We start from the raw sequence: 25,942 nt of genomic DNA, 5'->3' as shown, positions 1-25,942 counted from the left end.
CCGCCGCCGCCCGCGCCCGGGGCCGCTGCCGCCGGACCAGGCCGCGCATCAGCGCCGGCACGTCGTCGCCGCGCCCGTCGAGCGCGCCCAGGTCGATCCGGGTCGGCACCAGGTCGGCCCGGGGCACCCGCAGGCCGGCGTCGAACAGCGCCACCCCGAGGTCGGAGTCGAGGGCGAGCTGCCCGTCGCGGGCGGTGATCCGGGGGTCCGCGCGGTCCAGGCCGGCGGTCATGCCGCTGGCCTGCGCCCAGAGCCCCCAGGCGTACGACTGCGCCGCCAGGCCGGCGCCGCCACGCTGGTGGGCCAGCGCGTCGAGGTACGCGTTCGCGGCGGCGTAGTTGCCCTGGCCGGGCACGCCGAACACCCCGGCGCCGGACGAGAAGAGCACGAACCCGGCCAGGTCCAGGTCCCGGGTCAGCTCGTGCAGGTGCCCGGCGGCGTCCACCTTGGGGCCGAAGACGGTGTCGAGCCGCTGCGGGGTGAGCGCGGTGACCACCCCGTCGTCGAGCACCCCGGCGAGGTGCACGACGGCGGTCAGCGGGTGCCCGGCCGGCACGGCGGCGAGCAGCCGGGCTACGTCGTCGCGGCGGGACACGTCGGCGGCGACCACGGTGACGGTGGCGCCCAGCGCCTCCAGCTCCCCGGCCAGCTCCGCCGCGTCGGGCGCGTCCGGCCCGCGCCGGCTGGCCAGCAGCAGGCTGCGCACCCCGTGCCCGGTGACCAGGCGGCGGGCGACCAGCCCGCCGAGCAGGCCGGTGCCGCCGGTGAGCAGCACCGTGCCGTCCGGCGCCCAGGCGCGCGGCATGGTGAGCACCACCTTGCCGACGTGCCGGGCCTGGCTCACGTAACGGAACGCCTCCGGCGCCCGGCGCACGTCCCAGGCGGCCACCGGCAGCGGGGTCAGCGCCCCGTCGGCGAAGAGCCGCATCAGCTCGACCAGCATCCCCTGGATCCGCTCCGGGTCGACGGTGGTCAGGTCGTACGCCTGGTAGGTGACGCCCGGGTGGTCGGCGGCGACCTGGGCGGGGTCGCGCAGGTCGGTCTTGCCCATCTCGACGAACCGGCCGCCCCGGGGCAGCAGCCGCAGCGAGGCGTCGACGAACTCCCGGGCCAGCGAGTCGAGCACCACGTCGACGCCGCGCCCGCCGGTGGCGGCGAGGAACCGCTGCTCGAAGTCGAGCGTGCGCGACGAGGCGACGTGGGTCTCCGCCAGCCCCATCGCGCGCAGGGCGTCCCACTTGCCGGGGCTGGCGGTGGCGTAGACCTCGGCGCCGAGGTGGCGGGCGAGCTGCACGGCGGCCATGCCGACACCACCGGCGGCGGCGTGCACCAGCACGGCCTCGCCGGCCCGCAGCCCGGCCAGGTCGACCAGCCCTCGGTAGGCGGTCAGGAAGACCACCGGCACCGCCGCGGCCTGGGCCCAGCTCCACCGGTCGGGCTTGGGCACCAGCAGCCGGCGGTCGGTGACGGCCACCGGCCCGAAGCAGCCGACGAAGACGCCGAGCACCGCGTCGCCGGGGCGCAGGTCGGTCACCTGCGCGCCGACCTCGGTGACCACGCCGGCCGCCTCGCCGCCGGGCGGACCCGGGTCGCCCGGGTAGAGGCCGAGCGCGTTGAGCACGTCCCGGAAGTTCAGGCCGGCGGCGCGGACGTCGACCCGCACGTCGTACGGGCCCAGCGGCACGTCGGCGGCGTCCGTGCCGACCAGCGCCAGGTTCTCCAGGCTGCCCCGCGTCGGCGCGTCGAGGCGCCAGGCCGGCTCGCCCACCGGCGGGGTGAGCGCGTCGGCCGGGGCGCAGCGCGCGAGGCGGGGCACGTGTACGCCGCCGCCGCGTACCGCCACCTGTGGTTCCCCGGCGGCGACGACCGTGGCGGCGGTGTCGGCGTCCAGCGGCGCGCCGTCGGTGTCGAGCAGCACGATCCGGTCCGGGTGCTCCGACTGGGCGGAGCGGACCAGGCCCCAGGCGGTCGCGGCGGCCGGGTCGGTCACCTCGGCGGAGCTGTGCACCGCCATCGCGCCCCGGGTGGCCAGCACCAGCGTGCCGGCGGCCCACCGCTCGTCGGTCAGCCACGCCTGGGCCAGCGCCAGCGCCTCGCCGGCGACCCGCCGGGCGCGGTTCGCGTCCTGGGCCCGCTCGGCCGATGGCCCGGCGAGCGGCCCGGTGCCGACGGCGGCGAGGACCACGTCCGGCGGCTCGGCGCCGGAGTCGACCGCGCGGGCCAGGTCGGCCAGGTCGGGGTGCCCAGGGAACGGGCCGGCGGGCACGCCGACGGTCACCACCCGCACCGGTGGCACCCGGTCCGGCGGTGCCAGTGCCGTCCACTCCACCCGGAACAGCGAGTCGGCCACGGCGGGGTCGTCGCCGCCGGCCAGGTCGGCGCGGGAGATCGCGCGCATGGCCAGCGAGGCCACCTCGGCGACCGGCTCGCCGACGGGGTCGGTGGCGGTCAGCGCGAACGCGTGCGGCCCCACCCGGGTCACCCGTACCCGCAGCGCGGTGGCGCCGGCGGCGTGCAGGGTCACCCCGTTCCAGGCGAACGGCAGCAGCAGGCGGTCCGCGTCGGCCTCGGCGAGCCCGCCGAAGTGCGCGGCGTGCAGGGCGGCGTCCAGCAGGGCCGGGTGCAGCCCGAAGCGGGCGGCGTCGGGGCGTTCCGGCTCGGCCAGGGCCACGTCGGCGTAGACCTCGTCGCCGCTGGTCCAGACCGCGCGCAGCCCCTGGAACGCCGGCCCGTACGCGTACCCGTCGGCGGCCAGCCGGGGGTAGAAGTCGGTCAGCTCGACGGGGCGGGCGCCGGCCGGGGGCCACTGCTCCGGGGCGGCCGGCGGCGACGCCGGCTCGGCGGAGAGCAGGCCGGCGGCGTGTCGTGTCCACGGGGTGCCGTCGGGCGCGTCGGCGGGCCGGGAGTGCAGGGTCACCGGGTGCCGGCCGCTGTCGTCGGCCGCCGCCACCGCCACCTGCACCTGCACCGCGCCGTCGGCGGGCAGCGCCAGCGGCGCCTCGATGACCAGCTCGTCGAGCACCGGGCAGCCGATCTCGTCGCCGGCGCGCAGGCAGAGTTCCACCAGCCCGGTGCCGGGCACCAGCACGGTCCCGGTCACCTGGTGGTCGGCCAGCCACGGCTGGGCGGTGCCGGAGAGCCGGCCGGTGAACAGGTGCCCGCCGGAGTTGGCGAGCGCCACCGAGGCGCCGAGCAGCGGGTGCTCCGGCGCGTCCAGCCCGGCCGCCGCCACGTCGCCCGGGCCGGCGGTCACCCGCGGCCAGTAGCGACGGTGCGCGAAGGCGTACGTGGGCAGGTCGACGCGGCGGGCCCCGGCGAAGACCGGCCGCCAGTCCACGGGCACCCCGCGCACGTGCAGGTGGGCCAGGGAGAGCAGGAACCGGTCGACGTCGCCGAGGTCGCGCTGCACCGAGCCGACGACCACGGCCTCCGCGCCGTGCGCCTCCAGGGTGTCCTGCACCCCGACGGTCAGCACCGGGTGCGGGCTGCACTCGACGAAGGCGTCGTGGCCCTGGTCGGCCAGGGCGCGGACGGCCTGTTCCAGCTCGACCGGCTGCCGCAGGTTGCGGAACCAGTACTCGGCGCCCATCTCGGGGCCGGCCAGCCAGTCCAGGTCGGTGGTGGAGAACAGCGGCACGGCGGCCGGGCCGGGGTCGACGTCGGCCAGCGCGGCCAGCAGCTCGTCGCGGATCCGTTCCACGTGGGCGGAGTGGGACGCGTAGTCCACCGCGATCCGGCGGACGCGGGCCCCCTCGGCGGCCAGCTCGGCGAGCAGCTCCTCGACGGCCACCGGGTCGCCGGAGACCACGACGGCGGCGGGCCCGTTGACGGCGGCCACCGCGATCCGGTCGCCCCGGCCGGCCAGGCGCGCGCGGACGGTCTCCGCCGGCAGCGCCACCGACGCCATCGCGCCGTGCCCGGCCAGGGCCCGCAGCGCCTGGCTGCGCAGGGCCACCACCTTCGCCGCGTCCGCCAGGGAGAGCACCCCGGCGACGCAGGCGGCGGCGATCTCGCCCTGGGAGTGGCCGACCACGGCGGCGGGACGCACGCCGTACGAGCGCCACAGCTCCGCCAGCGACACCATGATCGCGAAGAGGGCCGGCTGGACCACGTCGAGCCGGTCCAGGGTGGGCGCGCCCGGCGCCTGCCGGAGCACGTCCGCCAGCGACCAGTCGACGTGCGGGCGCAGGGCGGCCTCGCAGGCGGCCAGCCGCTCGGCGAAGACGGGCGACTGGTCCAGCAGGTCCAGCCCCATGCCGGCCCACTGCGCGCCCTGGCCGGGGAAGACGAGGACGGTCCGGCCGGTGCGGCCGGCGTCGCCCCGGACGAGGTTCGGCGCGGTGCCACCGTCGGCGAGCACGTCGAGGGCGGCGGCGACCGCCGCCCCGTCCGCGCCGAGCAGCACCGCCCGGCTGTCGAAGGTGGCCCGGGTGGTGGCCAGCGACCAGGCCACGTCCGCCGGCCGCTGGTCGGGGTGCCCGGCCAGGTGGTCCCGCAGCCGGCGGGCCTGCCCGGCGAGCGCCTCGGGGGTACGCGCGGAGAGCAGCCACGGCAGCGCGCGGGCCGGCGCCTCCCCGGCAGCCGGAACGCCTGCCTCGGCCGTCGCGGGCGCGTGGCTCGTCGCGTGACCGTGGGCCGGCGGATGACTCTGGCCCTGCGCGGGCGCGCCGGTCGGGGCCGGCGCGTCGAGGGGTTCCGGCGCCTGCTCGACGATGACGTGCGCGTTGGTGCCGCTGATGCCGAACGAGGACACCCCGGCCCGGCGCGGCCGGTCGGCCACGGGCCACGGGCGGGCCTCGGTCAGCAGCTCGACCGCCCCGGCGGACCAGTCGACCCGGGAGGTCGGCCGCTCGGCGTGCAGGGTGCGGGGCAGCCGGCCGTGCCGCATCGCGAGCACCATCTTCAGCACCCCGGCGACGCCGGCGGCGGCCTGGGTGTGCCCGAGGTTCGACTTGACCGAGCCGAGCAGCAGCGGCGGGCTGTCGGCGGGCCGCTGCCCGTAGGTGGCGAGGATCGCCTCGGCCTCGATCGGGTCGCCGAGGGCGGTGCCGGTGCCGTGCGCCTCCACCACGTCGACGTCGGCGGCGGTCAGCCCGGCGCTGCCCAGCGCGGCCCGGATCACCCGCTCCTGGGAGGGGCCGTTCGGGGCGGTCAGGCCGTTGGACGCGCCGTCCTGGTTCACCGCCGAGCCGCGCAGCACCGCCAGCACCGGCAGGCCACGGCGGCGGGCCTCGGAGAGCCGGGCCACCACGAGCACGCCGACGCCCTCGGACATGCCGAACCCGTCGGCCTCCTCGGCGAACGCCTTGCACCGGCCGTCGGCGGCCAGGCCACGCTGCCGGCTGAACCCGGTGAGGCCGGCCGGGGAGGACATCACCGACACGCCGCCGGCCAGCGCCAGGTCGCAGTCGCCCTGCCGCAGCGCCTGGCCCGCCAGGTGCAGCGCGACCAGCGACGCCGAGCAGGCGGTGTCCACGGTGACCGCCGGCCCCTCCAGCCCCAGCGCGTACGCGACGCGGCCGGAGAGCACGCTGCCGGCCGTACCGGTCAGCAGGTGGCCCTCGTCGGCGGTGGTCTCGCCGTCGTCGGAGCTGGCGCCGGGGCGCACCTGGTCGGCGTAGTCCTGGCCGTGGGTGCCGGCGAAGACGCCGGTGCGGCTGCCGCGAAGGTTGCCCGGGTCGATGCCGGCCCGTTCCAGCGCCTCCCAGCTCGTCTCCAGCAGCAGGCGGTGCTGCGGGTCCATGGCCAGCGCCTCGCGGGGGCTGATCCCGAAGAACGCGGCGTCGAAGTCGGCGATCCCGGCGAGGAAGCCGCCGGAGCGCACGTACGACCGGCCGGGCCGGCCCGGCACCGGGTCGTAGAGGTCGGCCAGCGGCCAGCCCCGGTCGGTGGGCAGGTCGCCGATGACGTCGTCACCGGCGTCGAGCAGCCGCCACAGTTCCTCGGGCGAGCCGATGCCGCCGGGGAACCGGCAGGCCATGGCGACCACGGCGATCGGCTCGTCGGTGGTGGCGACGACGGTGTCGGTCGCCGTGGCCGGGGCGGTGCCGAGCAGCCGGGCCGCCAGGTGGTCGGCGAGCGCCTGCGGGGTGGGGTGGTTGAAGACCGCCGTCGCCGCGAGCCGCACCCCGGTGGCGGCGGTGAGCCGGTTGCTCAGCTCGACGGCCATCAGCGAGTCGAAGCCGATCTCCCGGAACGGGCGGCGGGGGTCGATCTGTTCCGCCCCGTCGTGGCCGACCACGGTGGCGCACCGGGCGCGGACCAGCTCCAGCAGGAACGGGCCGCGGTCGGCCTCGCCCAGCGCGGCCAGCCGGTCGGCGAACCCGGTGGCCGAGCCCGGTGCCGCGTCGGCGTTCACCGCGCGGCGGGGCGACGGGGGCAGCAGGGCCCGCAGCAGCGCGGGCACCTCCCCGGCGGCGCGGACCGCGGCGAGGTCGAGCCCGATCGGGACGAGCGCCGGCCGGTCGACGCGCAGCGCCGCGTCCAGCAGCGCCAGCCCCGTCGGCACGTCCAGCGGGCGGGTGCCGCCCCGGGCGAGCCGCGCCAGGTCGGCCTCCGTCAGCCGGCCGGCCATGCCGCGTTCCTCCGCCCAGAGTCCCCAGGCCAGGGAGGTCGCCGCCAGGCCGTGGGCGCGCCGGTGCGCGGCGAGGGCGTCGAGGAAGGCGTTGGCCGCCGCGTAGTTGCCCTGGCCGGGCGAGCCGAAGGTGGCCGAGGCGGAGGAGAACAGGACGAAGGCGGCCAGGTCCAGACCTTCGGTCAGCTCGTGCAGGTGCCAGGCGCCGTGCACCTTGGCCCGCAGCGCCCGCTCCCAGCGCCCCCGGTCCAGGTCGCCGAGCAGGGCGTCGTCGGTGACCCCGGCGGCGTGCACCACGGCGACCAGCCGGTCGGCGAGCGACGCGACGATCCCGGCGAGCGCCGGCCGGTCGGCGACGTCGGCCGCGACCACCCGGACGGTGGTGCCGGCGGCCTCCAACTCGGCCATCCAGGGTGCCGGCTCGCCGGTCCGGCTGAGCAGCACCAACTCGGTGACGCCGTGGGCGGTGGCGAGGTGGGCGGCGACCCAGCGGCCCACGCCGCCGGTGCCGCCGGTGACCAGCACGGTTCCGCCGGCCAGGCCCGGCAGTCCGGTGGTGGCGTCGGCGGGGCGGTCGGCGGGGCGCAGGCGGGGCAGCAGGGCCCGGCCGTCGCGGACGCGCACCTCCGGCTCGTCGGGGTCGGCGGTCAGCGCCACCCGGATCGCCGCGTCGTCGAGGTGGTCGGCGGCGAGCAGCAGGAGGCGGCCGGGGTGCTCCGCCTGGGCGACCCGGACCAGCCCGGTCACCGGGGCGTGCACGGGGTCGTCGGCGCGGACGGCGACCGCCAGCCGGGTGCTCTCCGACCGGGGGTCGGCGAGCCAGCCCTGGAGCGTACGCAGGGTGTCCAGGCCGACGGCGTCGGCGCGGTCGGGCACCGGTCGCGCCGGGTCACCGTCGCCGACGCGCAGCACGAGCAGCGCCGGCAGGGGCCCGGCCGGCGGGATCGCGTCGACCGGCGTCCAGGCCGGTGCGGCGACCGGCGCCGGCACGGGCACGTGGTCGACGACGTGCAGCCCGCCCGGCGCGGGGCGGACGGCGTCGGGCGCCGGTTCGGCCACGCGGAGCACCACCCGGTCGACGTCGAGCACCGGGGCGCCCGCGTCGTCGACCGCGCTGAGCGTCACCGCGTCGCCGCCCGCCGGGGCCAGGCAGACCCGCAGCGAGTACGCGCCGACGGCGTGCACGCGTACGCCCGACCAGTCGGTCGGCAGCCGGCGCGTCCCGTCGTCGGCGGGGTGCCCGGTGGCCGGCTCCGCGTGGTCGGCGAGCGGGAGCAGGGCCAGCGCGGCGTCGAGCACGCCCGGGTGCACCCGCCACCGCTCGGCGTCGGGGTCCCGGACGTCGTCGGGCAGGCGTACCTCGGCGTAGAGCCGGTCCCCGGCGAGCCAGGCGGCGCGGACGGCGGGGTCGGTGCCCGCCGGGTGCCGGGGGTGGTCGAGGTCGACGGGGCGGGCGTCGGCGGGCGGCCAGGACGTGCCGCCCGGCCCGCCCGGCGGCAGCGCGGCGGTGACGGGCGGAGCGAGACCCGGGTCGGCCGGGGCGAGGACGCCCTCGGCGACGATCCGCCACGGGTCCCCGTCGCCGGCGCGGGCGTGGCAGCGCACGGCGCGGCGGCCCCGCTCGTCCGGGTCGTCCACCGCGACCTGGAGGTCGACGGCCAGCTCGGCGGGCAGCACCACCGGATCGGCGGTGCCGAGCCGCTCGACGGTCGGGGCGCCGAGCCGGTCACCGAGGTGGCCCAGCAGGTCCAGCAGGGCCGCGCCGGAGAGCAGCGTCGGCCCGTCCGCGGGCCCGGAGGCCAGCCACGGCTGGGTGGCGGCGGAGACCCGGCCGGTGCCGACGAGCCGCTCGGTGCCGGCGACCGGCAGGACGGCGTCGAGCATCGGGTGGTCGACGGCGACCAGGCCGGCGCCGACCGCTCCGGCCGGGGCGTCCCCGACCGGCAGCCAGTAGTGCCGATGCTGGAAGGCGTACGTGGGCAGGTCGACCCGGCGCGGGCCGGCACCGAACAGCGGGGCCCAGTCCACCTGGTGGCCGCGTACGTGCAGCTCGCCGAGGGCGGCCAGCAGCGCCGCCGGCTCGTCCCCGCCGGTGCGCATGGCCGGTACGAAGGCCGCCTCGTCGGCGGGGTCGGCCTCGTCGGCCAGGCAGTCGCGGCCCAGCGCGGTCAGCACGCCGCCCGGCCCGATCTCCAGGAAGGTGCCGGTGCCCTGCCGGCGCAGGGCGCGGACGCCGTCGAGGAACCGGACGGTGCCCCGCACGTGCTCGGCCCAGTAGCCGGGTGAGCAGAGCCGGGCCGGTTCGACGGGGTGACCGGTCAGGTTGGACACCACGGTCAGGTCCGGCGTGTGGAAGGCGACGCCCGCCGCGACCCGGGTGAACTCGTCGAGCATCGGCTCGATCCGGGGCGAGTGGAACGCGTGCGAGACGCGGAGCCGGTTCGTCCGGCGGCCGGCGGCCCGCAGGGTCGCCGCCACCGCGAGCACGGCGTCCTCGTCGCCGGAGACGACCACGGCGCGCGGGCCGTTGACGGCGGCGAGGCCGACCCGCCCGGTCAGGTGGGCGGCCACCTCCTCCTCGCTCGCCTCCACGGCGACCATCGCGCCGCCGTCGGGCAGCGCGTCCATGAGGCGGGCCCGGGCGGCGACCAGCGTCGCCGCGTCGGCCAGGGAGAACACCCCGGCGACATGGGCGGCGACCAGTTCGCCGACGGAGTGGCCGAGGACGGCGTCGGGGCGTACGCCCCAGGATTCGAGCAGCCGGAACAGGGCGACCTCGACGGCGAACAGGGCCGGCTGGGTGTAGAGGGTCCGATCCAGCAGGGCCGCCAGGGGGGTGCCCTCGGGCGCGAAGACCACCTCCGCGACGGGGTGCGGCGCGTGCCCGGCGAGGCCACGGTCGAGTTCGGCGCAGGCCGCGTCGAACGCGGCGGCGAAGACGGGGTACGCGGCGTGCAGCTGGCGGCCCATCCCGGGCCGCTGGCCGCCCTGCCCGCCGAACATCAGGGTGAGCTGACCGTCGACCACCCGCCCGGTCACCACGCGGGCACCGGGCGCCTCGTCGGCGTCGCCGCGGGTCAGCGCGGTCAACGCCGCGCGGGCCTGGGCCAGGTCGGCCGGGACCAGCACGGCCCGGTGCTCCAGCGTGGCCCGGCCGGCGGCCAGGGAGAAGCCGACGTCGACGGGGCGGGGCGGCGGGTCGGTGCGGTCCAGGTGAGTGAGCAGCCGGGCGGCCTGGCCGCGCAGCGCCTCGTCGGTGGCGGCGGAGAGCACCCACGGCACGGGGCTGCCGGGCTCCGCGTCGGCCACCGGCGGGGCGGCGTCCGGCGTGACCGGGGCGGCCTCGACGATGACGTGCGCGTTCGTGCCGCTGATGCCGAAGGACGAGATGCCGGCCCGGCGTGGGCGGGCCGGTTCCGGCCAGGGCCGGGCCTCGGTGAGCAGCCGGACCGCTCCGGCCGACCAGTCGACCTCGCCGGTGGGCCGGTCGACGTGCAGGGTGCGGGGCAGCACGCCGTGCCGCATCGCCAGCACCATCTTGATCACCCCGGCCGCGCCGGCCGCCGCCTGGACGTGCCCGAGGTTGGACTTCAGCGAGCCGAGCCAGAGGGGCGCGTCGTCGGGCCGGCCGGTCCCGTACGTCGCGAGCAGCGCCTGCGCCTCGATCGGGTCGCCGAGCCGGGTGCCGGTGCCGTGCGCCTCCACCGCGTCCACGTCGGCGCAGCCGAGCCCGGCCGCGTCCAGCGCCCGGCGGATCACCCGCTCCTGCGCCGGGCCGTTCGGCGCGGTCAGCCCGTTCGACGCGCCGTCGGAGTTGATCGCCGATCCGCGCAGCACGGCGAGCACGGGGTGCCCGCGCCGTCGCGCGTCGGAGAGCCGTTCCAGCAGCAGCACGGCGACACCCTCGGACCAGCCGGTGCCGTCGGCGGCGTCGGCGAACGCCTTGCACCGGCCGTCCGGCGCCAGCCCACGCTGCCGGCTGAACTCGACGAACGCCTGCGGGGTGCCCATCACCGCCACGCCACCGGCGACGGCGAGCGAGCAGTCCCCGGCGCGCAGCGCCCGGGCGGCCAGGTGCAGGGCGACCAGCGAGGACGAGCAGGCGGTGTCGACGGTGACCGCCGGCCCCTCCAGGCCCAGCGCGTACGCCACCCGGCCGGAGACCACGCTGCCGGCGGTGCCCACGCCCAGGTAGCCCTCGGTGCCGGGTGGCGCCTGCCGCAGGTTTGCGGCGTAGTCGTGGTGCATGACGCCGGTGAACACGCCGACGTCGGTGCCGCGTACCGAACCGGGGTCGATGCCGGCGCGTTCCAGCAGTTCCCAGGAGCTCTCCAGGAGCAGCCGCTGTTGCGGGTCCATGGCCAGCGCCTCGCGGGGGCTGATGCCGAACAGCGTGGCGTCGAACTCCCCCGCCCCGGCCAGGAACCCGCCCGTGCGCACGTACGACGTGCCGGGCCGGTCCGGGTCGTCGGAGAACAGGTTCGCCAGGTCCCAGCCCCGGTCCCGGGGGAACTCGCCGAGGCCTTCCCGCTCCTCGTCGAGCAGGCGCCACAGCTCCTCCGGGGAGCCCACCCCGCCGGGCAGCCGGCAGGCCATGGAGACGATGACGACCGGGTCGTCCTCGCTCGCGGCGGCGGTCGACGCGGCCCGGGCGGCGGTGCCGGACGTGCCGCCGAGCAGCCGGCTGCCGAGATGCCGGGCGAGAGCCTGCGGGCTCGGGTGGTCGAAGGCGGCGGTGGCCGAGAGCCGTACCCCGGTGGCCCGGTCCAGGTGGTCGCGGAGGGCGACGGCGCTGACCGAGGTGAAGCCGAGTTCCTTGAAGGCCCGGGCGGGCCGGACGGCGGACGGTCCGGCGAGCCCGGCGATGCGCGCGGTGAGCGTGCGGACCAGGTCGAGCAGCACCCGGGACGCCTCGGCGGCGGTCAGGCCGGCCAGCCGGCGCCGCAGGTCGGCGGCGGCCTGCCCGTCGTCGTCGGCCGCCGGGGTGTCGTCGGCGGCCCGCCAGGCGGGGTGGGCGCGGACGTGCGGGGCGAGGTCCCCGGCCAGCAGCAGGTCGGTGTCGGCGTCGGGGGCGACGTCGAGGGCCGCCGTGGCGGCGGTGAGCACGCCCGGCGTCGGCCCGGCCGACGTCGACGCCATCTCGGGTGTGGCCTCGACGCCGAGCAGCAGCGCGGGCGAGCCGGCGGCCCGGCGGCGGCGGACCAGGGCGTGCAGCGCGCCGGTGGTCGCGGCGGCGACGTCCCCGCCGGCCGAGCCGAGGTGCGACGCGAGCGGCGTGACCAGCGTGAACGCGGCCAGGTCGGCGTCGCGGGTGGCCGCGTCGAGGGCGTCGGCGAGGGCCCGCAGGCGGTCGGCGTCCGCCTCGGTGGCCAGGTCGCTGTCGGTGGCGCAGAGGACCACCGCGCCGAGCGGGTGGGCGAGTGCGTCGAGCAGGCCCCGGCCAGGGTCCGCCGGGTCCGGGGCCGGGTCGGTCGGGTCGGCGACCGGCACCCGCACGGTGACGTCCGCCCCGGCGGCGGTCAACTCGTCGACGAGGGCGCTGCGGCCCGGGTGGTCCGGGGCGGTGCCGACCAGCAGCAGCCGGCGGGCGCCGTGCGCGCCGACCAGGTGCCGGGCCACCGCCGCACCGGTGCTGCCGTCGACGCCGCCGACCAGCACCGTCCGGGCCGGGTCGAGCAGCGCGCCGGGCACGGCCGGGGCGGTGGCGGGCAGCGCCGCCAGGACCGGGTGGTGGGCCGTGCCGACCCGCACGGCGACCTGCGCGGCGCCGGAGTCGACCACGGCCGGCAGCAGCGTCGCCGAACGGTCGTCGTCGTCGACGTCGGCCAGCACCAGCCGGTCGGGATGCTCGACCTGGAGGCAGCGGCCGACCGCCCACAGCGCGGCGGTCCACGGGTCGTCGGTGACCTCGCCGGCCGTCCCGGGCGACGAGGTGAGCAGCACCAGGCGGCCGGCGGACAGGTGCGCGTCGGCCAGCCAGTCCCGCAGTTCCGCGGCGAGCCGCACCACGGGCCGGCTGCCGGCCGCGCCGTCGACCGGCGGGGCGGGCAGCACCGTGACGTCGGGCAGGTCGGCGCCGGCGGCCACGGCCGCGCGCAGCGTGCCGGCCGGCGACCGGGTGGCCCGGTACGCCCCGCAGCGGCTCCGCCCCGTCGCCGACCAGCGCCCAGCGGCGCGGCGCGGGCGACGGGGTGGCGGCCGCCGCCGGTGCCGACCCGGCGGGCGCGGCGGGCGGATCGGTCAGCTCCAGCGGCAGCCAGGTGAGGCGGCGCAGGTTGTCGTGCTGGCCGGCGCCGACCGCGCGCAACCGGGCCGGTTGCCGCAGCAGCAGTCGCCGGGCCAGCTTGCCGGAGGCGGTACGGGGAACCGCCGCGACCTCGTACAGCTCCTCCGGCACCTTGAAGTACGACAGCCGCTCCCGGCACACGGCGTACGCGGTGTCCGGGTCGAAGCCGTCGGGGCCGGGCACCACGAACGCCACCGGCACCTCGCCGAGCACGTCGTGCGGACGGCCGGTGACCGCCACGTCGCGCACCCCGGGCACGGCGCGCAGCGCCTCCTCCACCTCCGCCGGGTGGATCTTCTCGCCGCCCCGGATGACGAGTTCCCGATGCCGGCCCGTGACGAAGACGTTGCCGTCGGCGTCGCGCCGCGCCAGGTCGCCGGTGCGGTACCAGCCGTCGCGCAGCGCGGCGGCGGTGGCCTCCGGCTGCCCGTGGTAGCCGACCATCAGGCTGGGGCCGCGTACCCACACCTCGCCCTCGCGGCCGGTGGGCACGTCCAGCCCCGTCTGCGGGCTGACCAGCCGCAGTTCCAGGCCGGGCACGGGCAGCCCGCAGGAGCCCTCCACGCGGGGCAGGTCGGGCCGGGTGATCGAGATCGAGCCGCAGGTCTCCGTGCTGCCGTACGCGTCGAGCAGCGGCGCGTCGAAGACCTCCTCGAAGGAGCGACGCAGCGCGCCCGTGGTGATCGCCCCGCCGACGAGGCACATCCGCAGCGCCGGGGCCCGGAAGCCGGTCTCCCGCGCGACGTCGACCAGCCGGTGGTACATGGCCGGCACGCCGGCCAGGAAGGTCGCCGAGTCCGCCTCGACGGCGCGCAGCACGTCCTCGGCGGAGAAGCCGTCCACGATCCGCGCGGTGGCGCCGACCGCGGTCACGCTGAGCACGCAGCCGATGTGGGACAGGCTGTGGAACAGCGGCAGCGGCCAGACCACCCGGTCCTCGGCGGACAGCCCGGGGATCGGCACGTAGCAGGAGGCCACCGACCACAGGCAGGACCGCTGGGTGGAGAGCACCCCCTTGGGCTGGCCGGTCGTGCCGGAGGTGTAGAGCATCCAGGCGACCTCGTCGAGCCCCAGGTCGTCGCGGGCCGCCGCGGGCGCGTCGGCGCCGACGAGGTCGCGGTAGGCGACGGTGTCCCAGGGCGCGGGCTCGTCGCCGGTGACGACGACCCGGGGCAGCTGCCGCCCGCCGCGCAGGCGCAGCACCTGCTCCGCGTGGTGCGGGTCGGTGACCACGACGACCGCGCCGCAGTCGTCGAGCAGGTGCGCCAGCTCCGCGTCGGTGCTGCGCGGGTTCAGCGGTACGCCCACCGCCGCGGCCCGGGTGACGGCGAGCCAGCTCTCCACCATCTCGACGCAGTTGTCGAGGTAGAGCGCGACCCGGTCGCCCCGGCCGACGCCCAGGCCCGCCAGGTGGCCGGCCAGCCGTCGGGTCCGCGTCTCCAGCTCGGCGTAGCTGACCGCCGAGCGGGCGTCACGGAACGCGACCTTGTCCCCGAACCGGTCGGCGTGTGCCCGGAGCAGACCGGGCAACGGCTGGACCAGGTCGCTGAAAGGCATTTCACCACATCCGTCCGTCGGCGAGAATCCTCATCCGCGGCGTAGACCTCGCTCGCCGTAACGGCACAAGTCTTCCGAGCAGCGGGGCGGCGACCTACCCCTGCCACCCCCTATGTCGTCCCCAATTCCGTCGCCAGGGCGTCGCTGTCCGGCCGTGGCCGGGCCGATGATGGGGCGACCGCGTGGCCGGTCGCGTCCGCGTTCGATCCGCCCCTTCAGTCGAGGTGCCAGCGTTGGAACGCTCCTGGTTGTTCGCCCGCCTGACCGTCGCGGCCGGCGGGTGCCCGGACGAGCGCGTCACCGAACTCGTCCGCACCGTCCTGCCGGACCTCGTCGCCGCCGTACGCCGGCACGACCCCCGGGCGGGCTGGTTCTTCGACCGGCCGGGCGGGCCGGGGCTCAGCCTCGGCTTCCACGCCGGCCGGTCGGGGCTGCGGGAGGTGGACCGCCGCCTGCGCGCCCACCCGGGGCCGGCATCGGTGACGTCCGGCCTCCCCGACCCGTACGCCGTGCGGGACACCGCCCGGGGCGGTCCGCTCGCCCAGGCCGGCAGCGAACTGGCCCTGGCGGTACTGGCCGACGGTGCCGTCCCGGCCGACGCCGAGTTGCCGGTCGCCGTGCTGCACCTGGGGCACCTGGTCGACCTGGTCCCGGCCGCCGACCGGGCGGCCTTCCTGTTCCTGCACTGGCAGGACAGCAGCGGGTCGCTCACCGGGGCGCAGCGGCGCGACCTCGTCGCCCAGGCCGACGCCGAGGCCGAGAAGCTGGTGCTGGCCGCCACCCACCTCGCCATGACCCCCGGCCGGGCCGCCGCCGCGCACCGCTACCTGAACGCGGTCCGGGACCTGACCGCACAGGACTGCCGCTCCAGCGGCGCCCCCCGCACGTGGCTGCTCGCCGAGCACGCCCGGCTGACCCAGCGGCGCCTGGGCATCGGCCCGGCGGTCGACGCCCTCGCCGCGATGGCGCTGCGGCTCGCCATCCTCCGCGACGGCGCGCTGGTGCTGTCGCCTCCCGACCCCCCGGTCCCTCCCGACGGCCACCCGGCCACGCCCGGCGCCACCACCCGGGCGAAAGTGCCGCGACAGCGGGCGGCGGCGGGGGCCCGGACGACCCCACGGGAGGTACCGACATGACCGCCAGCACCGACCAGGCCGGCACCGACGAGCCGCACCGGATCGACCTGGACCTGGCCGAGCGCTCCTACCCGATCTGGGTCGGCGCCGGGGTGCGCCACCGGCTGCCGGAGGAGGTGGCCCGCGTGGGCGCCCGCCGGGCCGTGGTCGTGACGGCCCGGCCGCCGGAGTGGACCCCCGACCCGGGGGTGCCGCACCTGGTGGTGCCGGCCCGCGACGGCGAGCACGACAAGACCCTGGCCACGGTGGAGCGGCTGTGCCGGGAGTTCGCCGACTTCGGGCTGACCCGCGCGGACGTCGTGGTCTCCTGCGGCGGGGGCACCACCACGGACGTGGTGGGGCTGGCCGCCGCGCTCTACCACCGGGGTACGCCGGTCGTGCACCTGCCGACCTCGCTGCTGGCCCAGGTGGACGCCAGCGTGGGCGGCAAGACAGCGGTCAACCTGCCGCAGGGCAAGAACCTGGTCGGGGCGTACTGGCAGCCCCGGGCGGTGCTGTGCGACACCGAGCACCTGAGCACCCTGCCCGCGCGCGAGTGGCGCAACGGCTACGGCGAGATCGCCCGGGCGCACTTCATCGGCGCGCCCGACCTGCGCGACCGGCCCACGCCGCAGCAGATCGCCGCGTGCGTCGCGTTGAAGGCGTCGGTGGTCGCGGCCGACGAACGCGACGCCGGCCTGCGGCACATCCTGAACTACGGCCACACCCTGGGGCACGCCCTGGAACGGGCCACCGACTTCCGGGTGCGGCACGGCGAGGCCGTGGGCGTCGGCACCGTCTTCGTGGGCCGGCTGGCCGGGCTGCTGGGCCGGATCCCGGACGCACGGGTCGCCGAGCACGCGGAGGTGGTCGCCGGCTACGGCCTGGACACCGCGCTGCCGCCGGGCGTCGACCACGACGACCTGGTCGCGCTGATGCGGCTCGACAAGAAGTCGACCTCCGGCCTGTCGTTCGTGCTGGACGGGCCGGCCGGCCCCGAGTTGGTCGCCGACGTCGGTGAGGACGCCGTCCGCGCCGCCCTCACCGGAATGTGACGGTGCGGGCGGGCTTCGACCAGGCGATGCTAGAAGCTGCTGACCAGCTTGACGAACGCGTCGTCGATCTTGGCTGGATCGCGGGCGTCGAAGGCCTTGCCCGCGGACGCCTTGGCGATCCGGTCCAGCGTCCCGAAATCGGACTGCTCGTCGAAGGCGACGCAGAAGATCTTGATCGGTCGGTCCGGGTCCAGCGCGACATCCCTGAGCAGCCGGGCGAGGTCGTTGTCCTTGTTGTACTCGTTCTTGCCGTCGGTCAGCACGACCACCGCGTTGATCCGGGACTGGTCGTAGCGATCGAGCATGTGCCGGTGTGCCGCCCGTACGGTGGCGTACAGCGCGGTGCCGCCCTCGACGTGGAGATTGTTGATCTTGTTGGTCAGCACCTCCTGCCGGAACGCCGACAGCCGGACCTCCTCGCTGTACGGCGACCTCGGCCGCTGCCGGGTCTCGGACGAGAACGACCAGAGCGCGACCTGGTCCTCGGAGTTCAGGAGGCCGAAGCCCTTGGCGGCGGCCCTGGTCGCCACCTGGAACCTGGTCCGGTCACCGATCTTCGCGTTCATCGAACCGGACGTGTCTACGGCCACGAGGATGTTCGCCTTCTTGCGCAGCGTTCCCCAGCCGGTGAGGATCGCCTTGACCACGGCGGGATCCGGCGGGTCGAAGTAGGTCAGCTCCTGGGCTTCGCGGCCACCGACGGAGGCGACCAGCGGGCGGGACGCGTTCCGCTCGTGGTCGCGGAACCCGTGCCGGCTGAAGCTCTCCTGCTGCGGCGGCGCCTGAAGGAACTCCAGGAAGTCGGCAGCGGCGTCCCGCTGCTCCGGGCTGGCCGAGGGAAGCACCACGTACGGGTGGTCGAGGTTGAAGGTGCCCTCCTTCGGATATATCGCGACCAGCGGGACCCTCGGCTTCTCGCCCCGGGTCGGGCTCAGCTCCCCCTCGTTGTACTGGTAGACCAGCTCCTCCTGCGTCACCACCGCGCTCATGTCCGTCGGGGCCTCCGTGCCTGCGCCGAACAGGTCCGCCTCGGCGCGGTCCTTCAGCAGGTCGACGATGTCGTCGCTGTAGTGGGACACGTTGGCCTCGATGCGGCGGACGAACTGGGTCACCGCCGGATTCGCGAGGTCGCTCTCGGTGAGGTCGCTGGCGCGGTTGATGGCCGCGTAGTACGTCGCGATCGTGGCCGCCAGCCCGGACGTCGACAGGTTCGGATTGACCTTGCCGAAGGTGAACCGCCCCCACTCGGGACGGCCGAAGGCGGCCCAGTCCGTGCGACCGGACGAGCCCAGGATCTCACCCCAGCCGAGTGGGCCCCGCTGTCGGAGCACCTCTCCCTTCGGCTGTGGCATGGCGATGACCAGCGGGCTGTTCGCGATCGACGGGTACCGGCCGGGGGTCTGCGCCGGGCGCCCCGCGGCCTCGTCCAGCAACTTCAGCTGCCCGGTCCACAGGGTCGACGTCGGCAACCAGACCTGCGGCCGGGGCAGGCGGGGCTGCTTGACCTCCCATTCGCCGGCCAACGCGTCCGTCGACGCACCGGAGCTGAGCCCGTGCACGGTCACCACAGCGCACCGGCCACCGACCCGCCGGTCGCTCTTGTTGTAGCGTTCCGCCAGCTCGCCGAGCAGCACGTCCTTCTCGATCGACGAGCTGACCTCCAGCGGCGTGCATCCGACGTCCGCTGCCGGCCGGACGATCAGGTAGGCCGCCGCGATGACCGCGAATCCGGCCACGACGGCCACGGTGTACGGCAGCCACGGCCGGACAGCCGATCGACCTGAAACCATTCGATCCCTCCAGGGAATCGGCTGACGGCGTCGACAGCGGCCACCAGCCCGGCCAGCCGCGCCGACACGACGGACGACAAAGGTATGTTGTCACGCCCCCGTGAGCACGAGAACCATCGACCCGCATCCCTTGTCTCACCGGCTGATTCGGGTGCGGGCACCTGTTCGGACAGGTCCGATCCGCCGAGGGGCAGATGCCTCCTCAGGTGACGGGCTCCAGCCGCGCGCGGTCCCGGGTCAGCGCGAAGCGCAGCGGCCCGCCGGCGTCATGAACCGGCCAACCCGTGGCGAGCGCCGCCCGGATCAGCTCCGCGACCGTCTGCGGCGTGACCGGGGCCACGGCGAACACCTCGGACACCCTGGTTGCGGGCGTGGTGATGATCGGCCCGAAGTTGAGCCACGGGTCGTCGAAGGGCACCCGGACCTCCAGTCGGGTGTTCCGGCTGGTGGCGAGGTGCCAGACCCTGACCACGACGTGATGGGGGTCGACGGCCCGGACGTTCCATCGATAGTCGACATCGTCGACGCGAATCGTCCGGATGCGGGTCTTGGCCATGGTGCGAGGATAGGCAGGCGGGCCGGCACCGGGACATCGGATTTCGCCCCGGTGATCCGGACGCGGAACGTCCGCAACCGGGCTTAGCGTGATCCGCATGACCGACCACATCGTCCTCGACACCACCATCCACGAGCCGTCGCTCACCGCTGGCGAGGTCGAGATGCTGCTGTTCGCACTCGACCGTTCCCGCGCCCAGTTCGCCTGGAAGTGCGGCGGCCTGGACGCGGCCGGCCTCAACCGGTCCTGTCCACCGTCGACGATGACCATCGGCGGCCTGCTCAAGCACATGGCGCTCGTCGAGGAGCTCTACACCATCGACTTCACCGGCGAGCCGCCCGGACCGCCACTGGACGTGGCCGAAGCCGCCACCGACCACGAGTGGGCCTGGCGCACCGCGGCCGACGACACGCCCGAGGCGCTCTACGACCTCTGGCGACGGGCCGTCGCGCACTCGCGGGCCGCCATGACGAAGGTGCTCGCCGACGGCGGGCTCGACCAGCCGGCGAAGTACCGGACCTCGGCCGACGGCACGCCGCCGAACCTGCGGCGCATCGTGGTGGACCTGCACGACGAGTACGCCCGGCACGTCGGCCACGCCGACCTGCTGCGCGAGGCCGTCGACGGGCTCGTCGGGGAGGACCCTCCGCAGCGTTGACGTTGTCGACGGGCTGGGCCGGCCCACGGTGCCTACCGTGCGGCGGCGTCGGCGAGGATCGCCTGGAGCCGGGCTCGACACTCGGCGACGAAGGCCGGATAGGTGTGCCAGTAGTAGGAGACTCCGCTGACGCCCACCGCGACGGCCCACGCCCTGGCGCGGGCCCAGGTCCGCTCGTCGAGGTCCGACGCGTCCCAGTAGGCCTGTCGCGCGCGGGGCGGCAGGTCCCACACGGTGGAGTGCTCGGCGTCGGGGAGGCCGACCGACAGGCCTCCGAAGTCGATGACCGCGTGCAGCGCGCCTCTCCGCACCAGCAGGTTGGTGGGCTTGAGGTCGCCGTGCAGCCACACGTGTGGCCCGGCGGGATCGGGCAGGGCGAGCGCGGCGCGCCAGAACTGTTCCAGGGTCTCGACGTCGAGTTCCGCGCCCACGGTGCTCCGACAGTCGTCGAAGCACGTACTGATCCACGGGTCGCTGTCCCGCAGGTGGCCGCCCCGGTACCAACTGAGGTCACCCGTACGCGTCGCCCCCATCAGGTCGATGTGGTGCAGCTCCCGTACGAACGCCGCCAGGTCGGTCCCGAAGGCGGCCCAGTCCTGGACGGTGTCCGGCTGGGCCTCGCTCCCGTCGATCCAGCGGTAGACCGACCAGGGAAGCGGGAAGGCCGCAGTGGGCGTGCCGAGGTGGACGGGCTCCGGGACCGGACGCGGGAGCAGCGGCGCGAGACGGGGAAGCCAGGTCTGCTCCTTCCGCACGGACCGCGCCTTGTCGGCCGTTCGCGGAAGCCGTACGAGCAGGTCGTCACCCAGCCGGTACATGGTGTTGTCCGTGCCGGCACCCGCCGGTGACACCACCCGGTCGGCCCACTCGGGGCACTGCGCCTTCAGCAGCGACCTGACGACCGACTCGTCGATCGGAATCTCGTTCTCGTGCAGGGTCACGCCGAGGATCCTTGCGCCGGACGACCTGGCAGGCCACTGGTTTCCGGCTTCTCGACTCCGGTGACCGCGCGCCGCCGCCGACGGGGCACGCTTCGGTGCCGGTGCCGGGGCCGGGCGGTGCCGGGGCCGGGCGGTGCCGGGGCCGGGCGGTGCCGAGGCCGGGCGGTGCCGAGGCCGGGCGGTGCCGAGCGTGGGCGCTGTCGAGCTGCCCCTACAGACGGGGCACGGTGCCCGGCTCCGGTTGGTCGCATGCGCGGGGCAGCTCGACAGCGTCCTACCACCACCCGGCCGCCGGTCCCGCGATCGCCGCGCGACCCGGCAGCCAGCGGGTCGTCAGCCGTACTGCACCGTCCAGTTCGCGCCGTCGAAGGTGGCGACGGCGCTGGTCTCGCCGTCCGGGAACTGCAGCTGGTAGGGGTTGGTCAGAATGTCCTCGCTGACGACCGTGCCAGCCGTGTAGCTGCCGAACGCCAGCCAGTACGTCGGCGTGATCTCGAACTCGACGCCCGCGTTGGGCTGTGTCGAGACCACGAACGTCCCCGCCCCCGACATCCCGATACCGACGCTGCCCTGAGCGGACGAGTCCGGGCCGGGGACCGAGTCGTCCTCCTTGACGAGAAGCGACCCGCTGGGGGCTCCCGAGGCCGGCTTGCCGAATTCGAATCCGTCATCCACGTACGAGAGGGTGACCGTGTTCGCATTGTCGAGATCGGCCGGGATGATCTGGCCCGCGTCGTAGTTGACACCGGGCTTGAGCGTTCCCGTCTGGCCCCAGACGAAGTTGTAGTCCACCGACCACGTGAATGCGACGCTCGTGCCCGCGTGGCACATCTTCGACAGCCAGGCCAGCGAGTGCACGTCCGAGGGCTGATTCGGCTGCTGTTGGAACACGATGGCGTTCTCGTCGTCGATCGCGGAGTTGTTGACGATCTTGACGGTGTACGTCGTCGGGGCGAGGCTGGCTGCGGGGCGGCCCTTTGACGCCGTGGCCACGGCGGGTGCCGAGGGTCCCGCGCCCAGCAGGGTCACGCCCAGGGTCAGCCCCAGGGCGACAATCCCTTTCCGCCGACTCACCGACATTTTCTCCGCCATGTGTCACTCCTGGGAATTCCGAGCACCGAGAGATACGGCGGAAGCGCGATGAGCTTCGCCGTCAATTACCGAAGGAGGATTGTGGAACTGGCTGAGATCCTAGAGGCGACACATCGATGATCACAAGCATTCACTCCGGCTGACACCAACCACGGGAACATTGCTTTGTTGCCACTAAATGTATCGTCGGCGATAAATTGACCGTGGCGGGATTTCCGTGTCGTCGCCGGGTCCGACGCGGTAATCACGTTGCGTCGCAGTCCCTGAGCGCCCTAGCGTTGCCCACCACCCAGCATCGGAGATGCGAAATGACCTCTCACCTCGTCGCGCTCTGCTTCGACGCGAACGACCCGTTCCGCCTCGCCCGCTTCTGGGCCGGCGTCCTGGGCCGCGAGACGACCGACGATCCCCGCGGCATCACGCTCCTGCCGAGCGATGACACCAGCTTCCGGATCCGATTTCTCCCGACGCAGAAGCAGAAGACCGGCCCGAACCAGACGCACTTCGACCTGACGAGCACGTCCCTCGATGACCAGCGGGAGACGGTGGCGAGGTCCCTCGGGCTCGGCGCCCGGCACATCGACATCGGCCAGCGCCCGGACGACGGTCACGTGGTACTCGCCGACCCCGAAGGCAACGAGTTCTGCGTCATCGAGCCGGGCAACAACTTCCTTGCCGACTGCGGATTCATCGGCGCGCTCGCGTCCGACGGTTCGCAGGAGGTCGGATACTTCTGGAGCGAAGCGCTGGGCTGGCCGTTGGTCTGGGACCAGGACCAGGAGACCGCGATCCAGTCGCCGCACGGCGGCCCGAAGATCACGTGGGGCGGTCCGCCGGTAGCGGCGAAGACCGGGAAGAACCGGCTGCACTTCGACATCGCTCCCCCTGCCCACGGTGACCAGCAAGCCGAGGTCGACCGTCTCGTCTCCCTCGGGGCCACCCGAATCGACATCGGCCAGGGCGAGGTCGACTGGGTGGTGCTGGCCGATCCCGACGGCAACGAGTTCTGTGTGTTGACCCCCCGGTAGCGCGATCAGATCCGGGTGGGCCGACCCTTCAGCTCATCTCGACGGCGTACGCCTCCTCGCGCACGTCGGCGTCCGGGTGCCGGCGCAGCCCGTGGAGCAGGTCCCGCCACGGTTCCTTCCAACCCACGCCGGCCCCGTGCCGAACGAGCGCCACCGCGAACAGCCCTCCGGCGAGATCGCCGCGACCCGCCAGCCGCGCGACGATGTCGGCGAGCCTCGCCGGGTCGGGCCGCTCGCGGAGGCCTCGCAGTCGGACGCCGACGCGTTCGGCGCAGCGGACCGCGAGGACGGGCCGCCCCGCGCACAGTCCGGCGACCTCGTCCAGATCGTCGAGCCGGCCGAGGTCGACCAGCAGCCCCGTGGCCGTGCCGGCGAAGGCTGGCTGGCGGGCGAGCCAACGCGCCGACTCGACCAGCACCGTCCGGTCGGAGTTCACCGGCCGGGTTCCGGACAGCACGACCGCGCCGCGCGCCAGCAGTGCGATGCGGCGTCGGGCGGGACGGTCGGCGACCGGGTCGCCGGGACGATCGTCGCTCGCGTCGCGGTCGACGAGCCGGGCCAGCGCGGCGCCCAGTGCCGCGTCACCGCCGGCCTTCAGCAGCCCGGCGGCCTCGATGTGCACGATCGTCTCGTCGAGGTCGGTGAGCCGGTCAACCACCAGTTCGGTGGTCCCGGCCAGCCACGGCGACCATTCCCCGAGCTGGCCGAACGCGACACGCCGGACCTCCCGGTCCGCGGCCCGGCACGCCTCGACGACGAGTGCGCCGTAGCGCGGGCGGTGCCGTTCCGGGATCGTGTACGGGTACGTGAGCAGGACGGCGCGCCGCTCCTCCCGGCTGCCGTCGATTGCGCTCCGCAGGATCGTCCAGCTCGCCTCGGATCCCAGTCGCTGCCGGGCGGCGGAGACGGCCGCCGCCCGCACGTCGCGGTGCGTGTCCGGGTCCGTGTGGACGTCGAGCAGCGTCGCCATCGCCTGCGGCGGCCCGTAGCGCGCCAGCAGCCGGACCGCCTCCTTCCGGCTCGTGATCTTCGCGGGACCGGTCAGCACCGCGCCGAGCACGTCCGGCAGTCGGGACGGCGGGACGTGGCGGACGGCCCTGCCGGCCGCGTACGACGCGACCCGGGCCCGGTCGCCGTCGGCGTACCGGAGCAGCACCGGCAGTGCCTCCGCCGGCCGGTCGGTCCAGACCAGCGCGCCCAGCGCCGCCTCGGCGATCGCCACCTCGGGGGCGTCGAGGTGACGCAGCACCAGTTCGCGGCCCGCGTCGCCGAAGCGGGCGGCGACCCGGATCGCCGCCGCACGCCGCCACACCCCCTGCCCGGTGTCGGCGGCGACCAGTTCCTGCAGCTGCACGAAGCGGGCCTGCTGCCGGGGCAGCCAGCGCTCGGTGCGCACCGCCCAGCCGGGCACCCAGCGGATCCCCGGTTCCACGAACCGGCCGCGCGGGCGGCGGTCCAGGGCCCGGTCGAGCAGGTCGGTGCGGGATGCGCGTCGCCCACACCGGGTCGATCGTCACCGCCGTCGGGTCGGTCCTGAGCACCTCGGCCACCCGCTCCGAGCGGGTACGCGGGTCGTCGAGCCACAGCGCGATCGCGGTCCGGGCCACGGCGGGCAGCGTGCGTCGGCCGATCGCCCGACGCAGCAGTTCCTGGAGCTGCGGCAGCCGCCAGGCCCGCCTGCCGAGCGAGCGGGTGAGCGCGAAGAGCGGGCCGTACCGGCCGCGGGCGATGCCGGCCTCGACCCAGCCGCGCAGCCGCTCGAAGACCATCGCCTCCTGCCCGGCGCGCAGCACCGTGTCGAAGCGGCGCAGCACCGGCACGCTGGCACCGGTGCCCACCAGGTCGATCGTGAGCAGCGCCCACTCGCGCAACTGCGGCACGGCGACGTGGTGCTGCAGCACGTCGGCCGCGAGTGTGCCGAGCGCCGTCGTGGTGGCGGCGGACGCGTCCCGGGCGTCGACCGCGTCGGTGGTCAGCCGGGTCAGCCCGGCCGCCGTCTCCGCGGTCAGCAGTGGCGCCGTCTTCGCCAGCGCACCGAGCGCGGCGGCGCGTACCGGATCCTGCTCGTTGCGCAGCCGGCCCAGCCGGACGACCACCTCGGCCACGGCCTGCGGGTCGCGGGAGCGGCGGGCGGCCCCCACCAGCAGCGGGTAGCCGTGCGCCCGCTCCTCGGCGTCGCCCGAGCGCAGCGCCACCTCCAGCGCCGTGGCCGCGTCCGGCCAGGCCAGGTACGCACTCCAGGTGCGTACCTCGGCCTCCCGCTCGCGGGTCCTCGCCAGCCCCAGCACCCGCCTCGCCTCGCGGATCCGGACCGCGGCCGGCAGCACCTCCATGACCTCGGCGGCCGGCACCAGCGCCGCCGTGTCGGCCTCGGCAAGGGCCAGGTCGTACAGCTCTCCGCGCCGGCTCGGCGCGACGGCGTCGAGCAACGCGGCCAGGGCCCGGCTCTGCGCCCGGAACCGGCTGGCCAGTGGCGCCAGCTCGTCGGTGGGTAGCGGCGCGAGGCGGCGCAGCAGCGCCGGCGGCAGCGCGGTCCGCGCCAGCCAGGCCGCGCGGCCGGGCGCGGTGAGCAGGCGGGCGACGCGACCCGCGTCGTGGGCCGCGAGCCGGCCGTACGCGACGATCGGGCCGGGCAGCGACTCCTCGGACGCGTACCGTTCAAGCAGGTCGAGCGCCTGATCCGGGTCACACCGCAGCACCGCGGCGGCGGCGCTGCCCCAGATCCTTCCCCGCAGTTCGGGCGGGGCCGCGGCCAGCCGCTCACGGACCCGGTCCACCAACGGGCCGGGGTGCCACCGCACGAGCCGCTCAAGGTTGATCGCGTGCTCCAGGTCGGGCAGCAACGCCCGTACCGTGTCGGCGCCGCAGGCCGGCAGCAGCGCGGCGCCCTCCTCGTCACCGCACTGGGCACGGACCTCGGTGATCAGCGCGTCCGCGACGGCCGGCGTGTACCGACGGCGCAGCGTGCGGTAGACATGCCGCCGCTCCATCGCCGGCCGCTCGGCGAGACCACCGATCGGGATGCCGGTCTGCAGCGCCGCGGTGAGCGCGGCGGTCCTGATCGACGGCTGCGGGTCGCGCGCCGCGGCGGTGACGCCGTCGGCGTCCCGGGCCACCGTGTCGGCGACCAGGGCGAGGTGCCGCTCGTAGGGGCCCTGCCGGCGCAGGTCGGCGCAGACCTGGGCGCGGTCGCACGCGGCACGCGCCCATTCCGCGAGACGGATCATCCGGCCGCGGTACGGCAGCGGATCGAGCGAGTTCAGCAGGTTCCGGGTGGCGGCGAGCACGGC

12 protein-coding genes and 1 pseudogene are annotated in these 25,942 nt (G+C 75.9%); 6 read left to right on the top strand and 7 right to left on the bottom strand.

All coding sequences use genetic code 11. From position 1 onward, the window contains the following. Together ABZ809_RS23640 and ABZ809_RS23635 are read right to left on the bottom strand one after the other, a co-directional pair. On the bottom strand, positions 1–12,661 hold a 12,661-nt coding region (locus ABZ809_RS23640), incomplete at its 3' end, for an SDR family NAD(P)-dependent oxidoreductase (protein WP_357564750.1). A 316-nt stretch (positions 12,662–12,977) separates the two neighbouring features. Continuing rightward, positions 12,978–14,417, bottom strand: a pseudogene (locus ABZ809_RS23635) (class I adenylate-forming enzyme family protein); the annotation flags it as partial. Between the two features lie 233 nt (positions 14,418–14,650). Here ABZ809_RS23635 and ABZ809_RS23630 point away from each other — a divergent pair. Beyond that, positions 14,651–15,553 carry a hypothetical protein gene (locus ABZ809_RS23630; RefSeq protein WP_357564749.1) on the top strand — a complete coding sequence of 301 codons (903 nt, stop codon included), beginning with the start codon at positions 14,651–14,653 and terminating at the stop codon, positions 15,551–15,553. Further along, entirely contained in the window at positions 15,550–16,587 is a 1,038-nt protein-coding gene (locus ABZ809_RS23625) for a 3-dehydroquinate synthase family protein (RefSeq protein ID WP_357564748.1), read from the top strand. Before ABZ809_RS23630 ends, ABZ809_RS23625 begins: the two co-directional genes overlap by 4 nt. A 29-nt stretch (positions 16,588–16,616) precedes the next feature. Here ABZ809_RS23625 and ABZ809_RS23620 read toward each other — a convergent pair whose 3' ends face one another. Continuing rightward, positions 16,617–18,323, bottom strand: a complete 1,707-nt coding sequence (locus ABZ809_RS23620; protein WP_357564747.1) for an extracellular solute-binding protein — start codon at positions 18,321–18,323, stop codon at positions 16,617–16,619. Positions 18,324–18,579: 256 nt separating this feature from the next. Then, positions 18,580–18,933 carry a hypothetical protein gene (locus ABZ809_RS23615; protein WP_357564746.1) on the bottom strand — a complete coding sequence of 118 codons (354 nt, stop codon included), beginning with the start codon at positions 18,931–18,933 and terminating at the stop codon, positions 18,580–18,582. A gap of 97 nt (positions 18,934–19,030) precedes the next feature. On the opposite strand from ABZ809_RS23615, the gene ABZ809_RS23610 reads away from it, so the two are divergent. Beyond that, positions 19,031–19,591 (top strand): DUF664 domain-containing protein, encoded by a 561-nt coding sequence (locus ABZ809_RS23610; protein ID WP_357564745.1) that lies wholly within the window; start codon positions 19,031–19,033, stop codon positions 19,589–19,591. A gap of 32 nt (positions 19,592–19,623) precedes the next feature. On the opposite strand, the gene ABZ809_RS23605 is transcribed toward ABZ809_RS23610, so the two are convergent. Together ABZ809_RS23605 and ABZ809_RS23600 are read right to left on the bottom strand one after the other, a co-directional pair. After that, positions 19,624–20,532: an aminoglycoside phosphotransferase family protein gene (locus ABZ809_RS23605; protein ID WP_357564744.1), complete on the bottom strand. Its 909-nt coding sequence runs from the start codon at positions 20,530–20,532 to the stop codon at positions 19,624–19,626. Positions 20,533–20,865: 333 nt separating this feature from the next. Continuing rightward, positions 20,866–21,624: a hypothetical protein gene (locus tag ABZ809_RS23600; RefSeq protein ID WP_357564743.1), complete on the bottom strand. Its 759-nt coding sequence runs from the start codon at positions 21,622–21,624 to the stop codon at positions 20,866–20,868. Positions 21,625–21,932: 308 nt separating this feature from the next. On the opposite strand from ABZ809_RS23600, the gene ABZ809_RS23595 reads away from it, so the two are divergent. After that, positions 21,933–22,652: a VOC family protein gene (locus ABZ809_RS23595; protein WP_357564742.1), complete on the top strand. Its 720-nt coding sequence runs from the start codon at positions 21,933–21,935 to the stop codon at positions 22,650–22,652. Positions 22,653–22,680: 28 nt separating this feature from the next. Here ABZ809_RS23595 and ABZ809_RS23590 read toward each other — a convergent pair whose 3' ends face one another. Next, positions 22,681–24,084: a HEAT repeat domain-containing protein gene (locus ABZ809_RS23590; protein WP_357564741.1), complete on the bottom strand. Its 1,404-nt coding sequence runs from the start codon at positions 24,082–24,084 to the stop codon at positions 22,681–22,683. 53 nt (positions 24,085–24,137) lie between these two features. On the opposite strand from ABZ809_RS23590, the gene ABZ809_RS23585 reads away from it, so the two are divergent. Then, on the top strand, positions 24,138–24,806 hold the full coding sequence (locus ABZ809_RS23585) for a hypothetical protein (RefSeq protein WP_357564740.1): 669 nt from the start codon (positions 24,138–24,140) through the stop codon (positions 24,804–24,806). Between the two features lie 87 nt (positions 24,807–24,893). After that, positions 24,894–25,331, top strand: a complete 438-nt coding sequence (locus ABZ809_RS23580) for a hypothetical protein (protein ID WP_357564739.1) — start codon at positions 24,894–24,896, stop codon at positions 25,329–25,331. The last annotated feature ends 611 nt before the right edge of the window (positions 25,332–25,942 follow it).

It is taken from the genome of Micromonospora sp. NPDC047074, from assembly GCF_040643815.1.
Taxonomy (GTDB): domain Bacteria; phylum Actinomycetota; class Actinomycetes; order Mycobacteriales; family Micromonosporaceae; genus Micromonospora.
Note: the sequence above shows the minus strand (reverse complement) of the source record. Positions and strands in the feature narration are given on the sequence as shown.

Coding starts and splice junctions, on each gene's coding strand:
- ABZ809_RS23595 (WP_357564742.1), top strand. CDS start 21,933: ATGACCTCTCACCTCGTCGCGCTCTGCTTCGACGCGAACGACCCGTTC.
- ABZ809_RS23625 (WP_357564748.1), top strand. CDS start 15,550: ATGACCGCCAGCACCGACCAGGCCGGCACCGACGAGCCGCACCGGATC.
- ABZ809_RS23610 (WP_357564745.1), top strand. CDS start 19,031: ATGACCGACCACATCGTCCTCGACACCACCATCCACGAGCCGTCGCTC.
- ABZ809_RS23600 (WP_357564743.1), bottom strand. CDS start 21,624: ATGGCGGAGAAAATGTCGGTGAGTCGGCGGAAAGGGATTGTCGCCCTG.
- ABZ809_RS23585 (WP_357564740.1), top strand. CDS start 24,138: ATGCGCGTCGCCCACACCGGGTCGATCGTCACCGCCGTCGGGTCGGTC.
- ABZ809_RS23615 (WP_357564746.1), bottom strand. CDS start 18,933: ATGGCCAAGACCCGCATCCGGACGATTCGCGTCGACGATGTCGACTAT.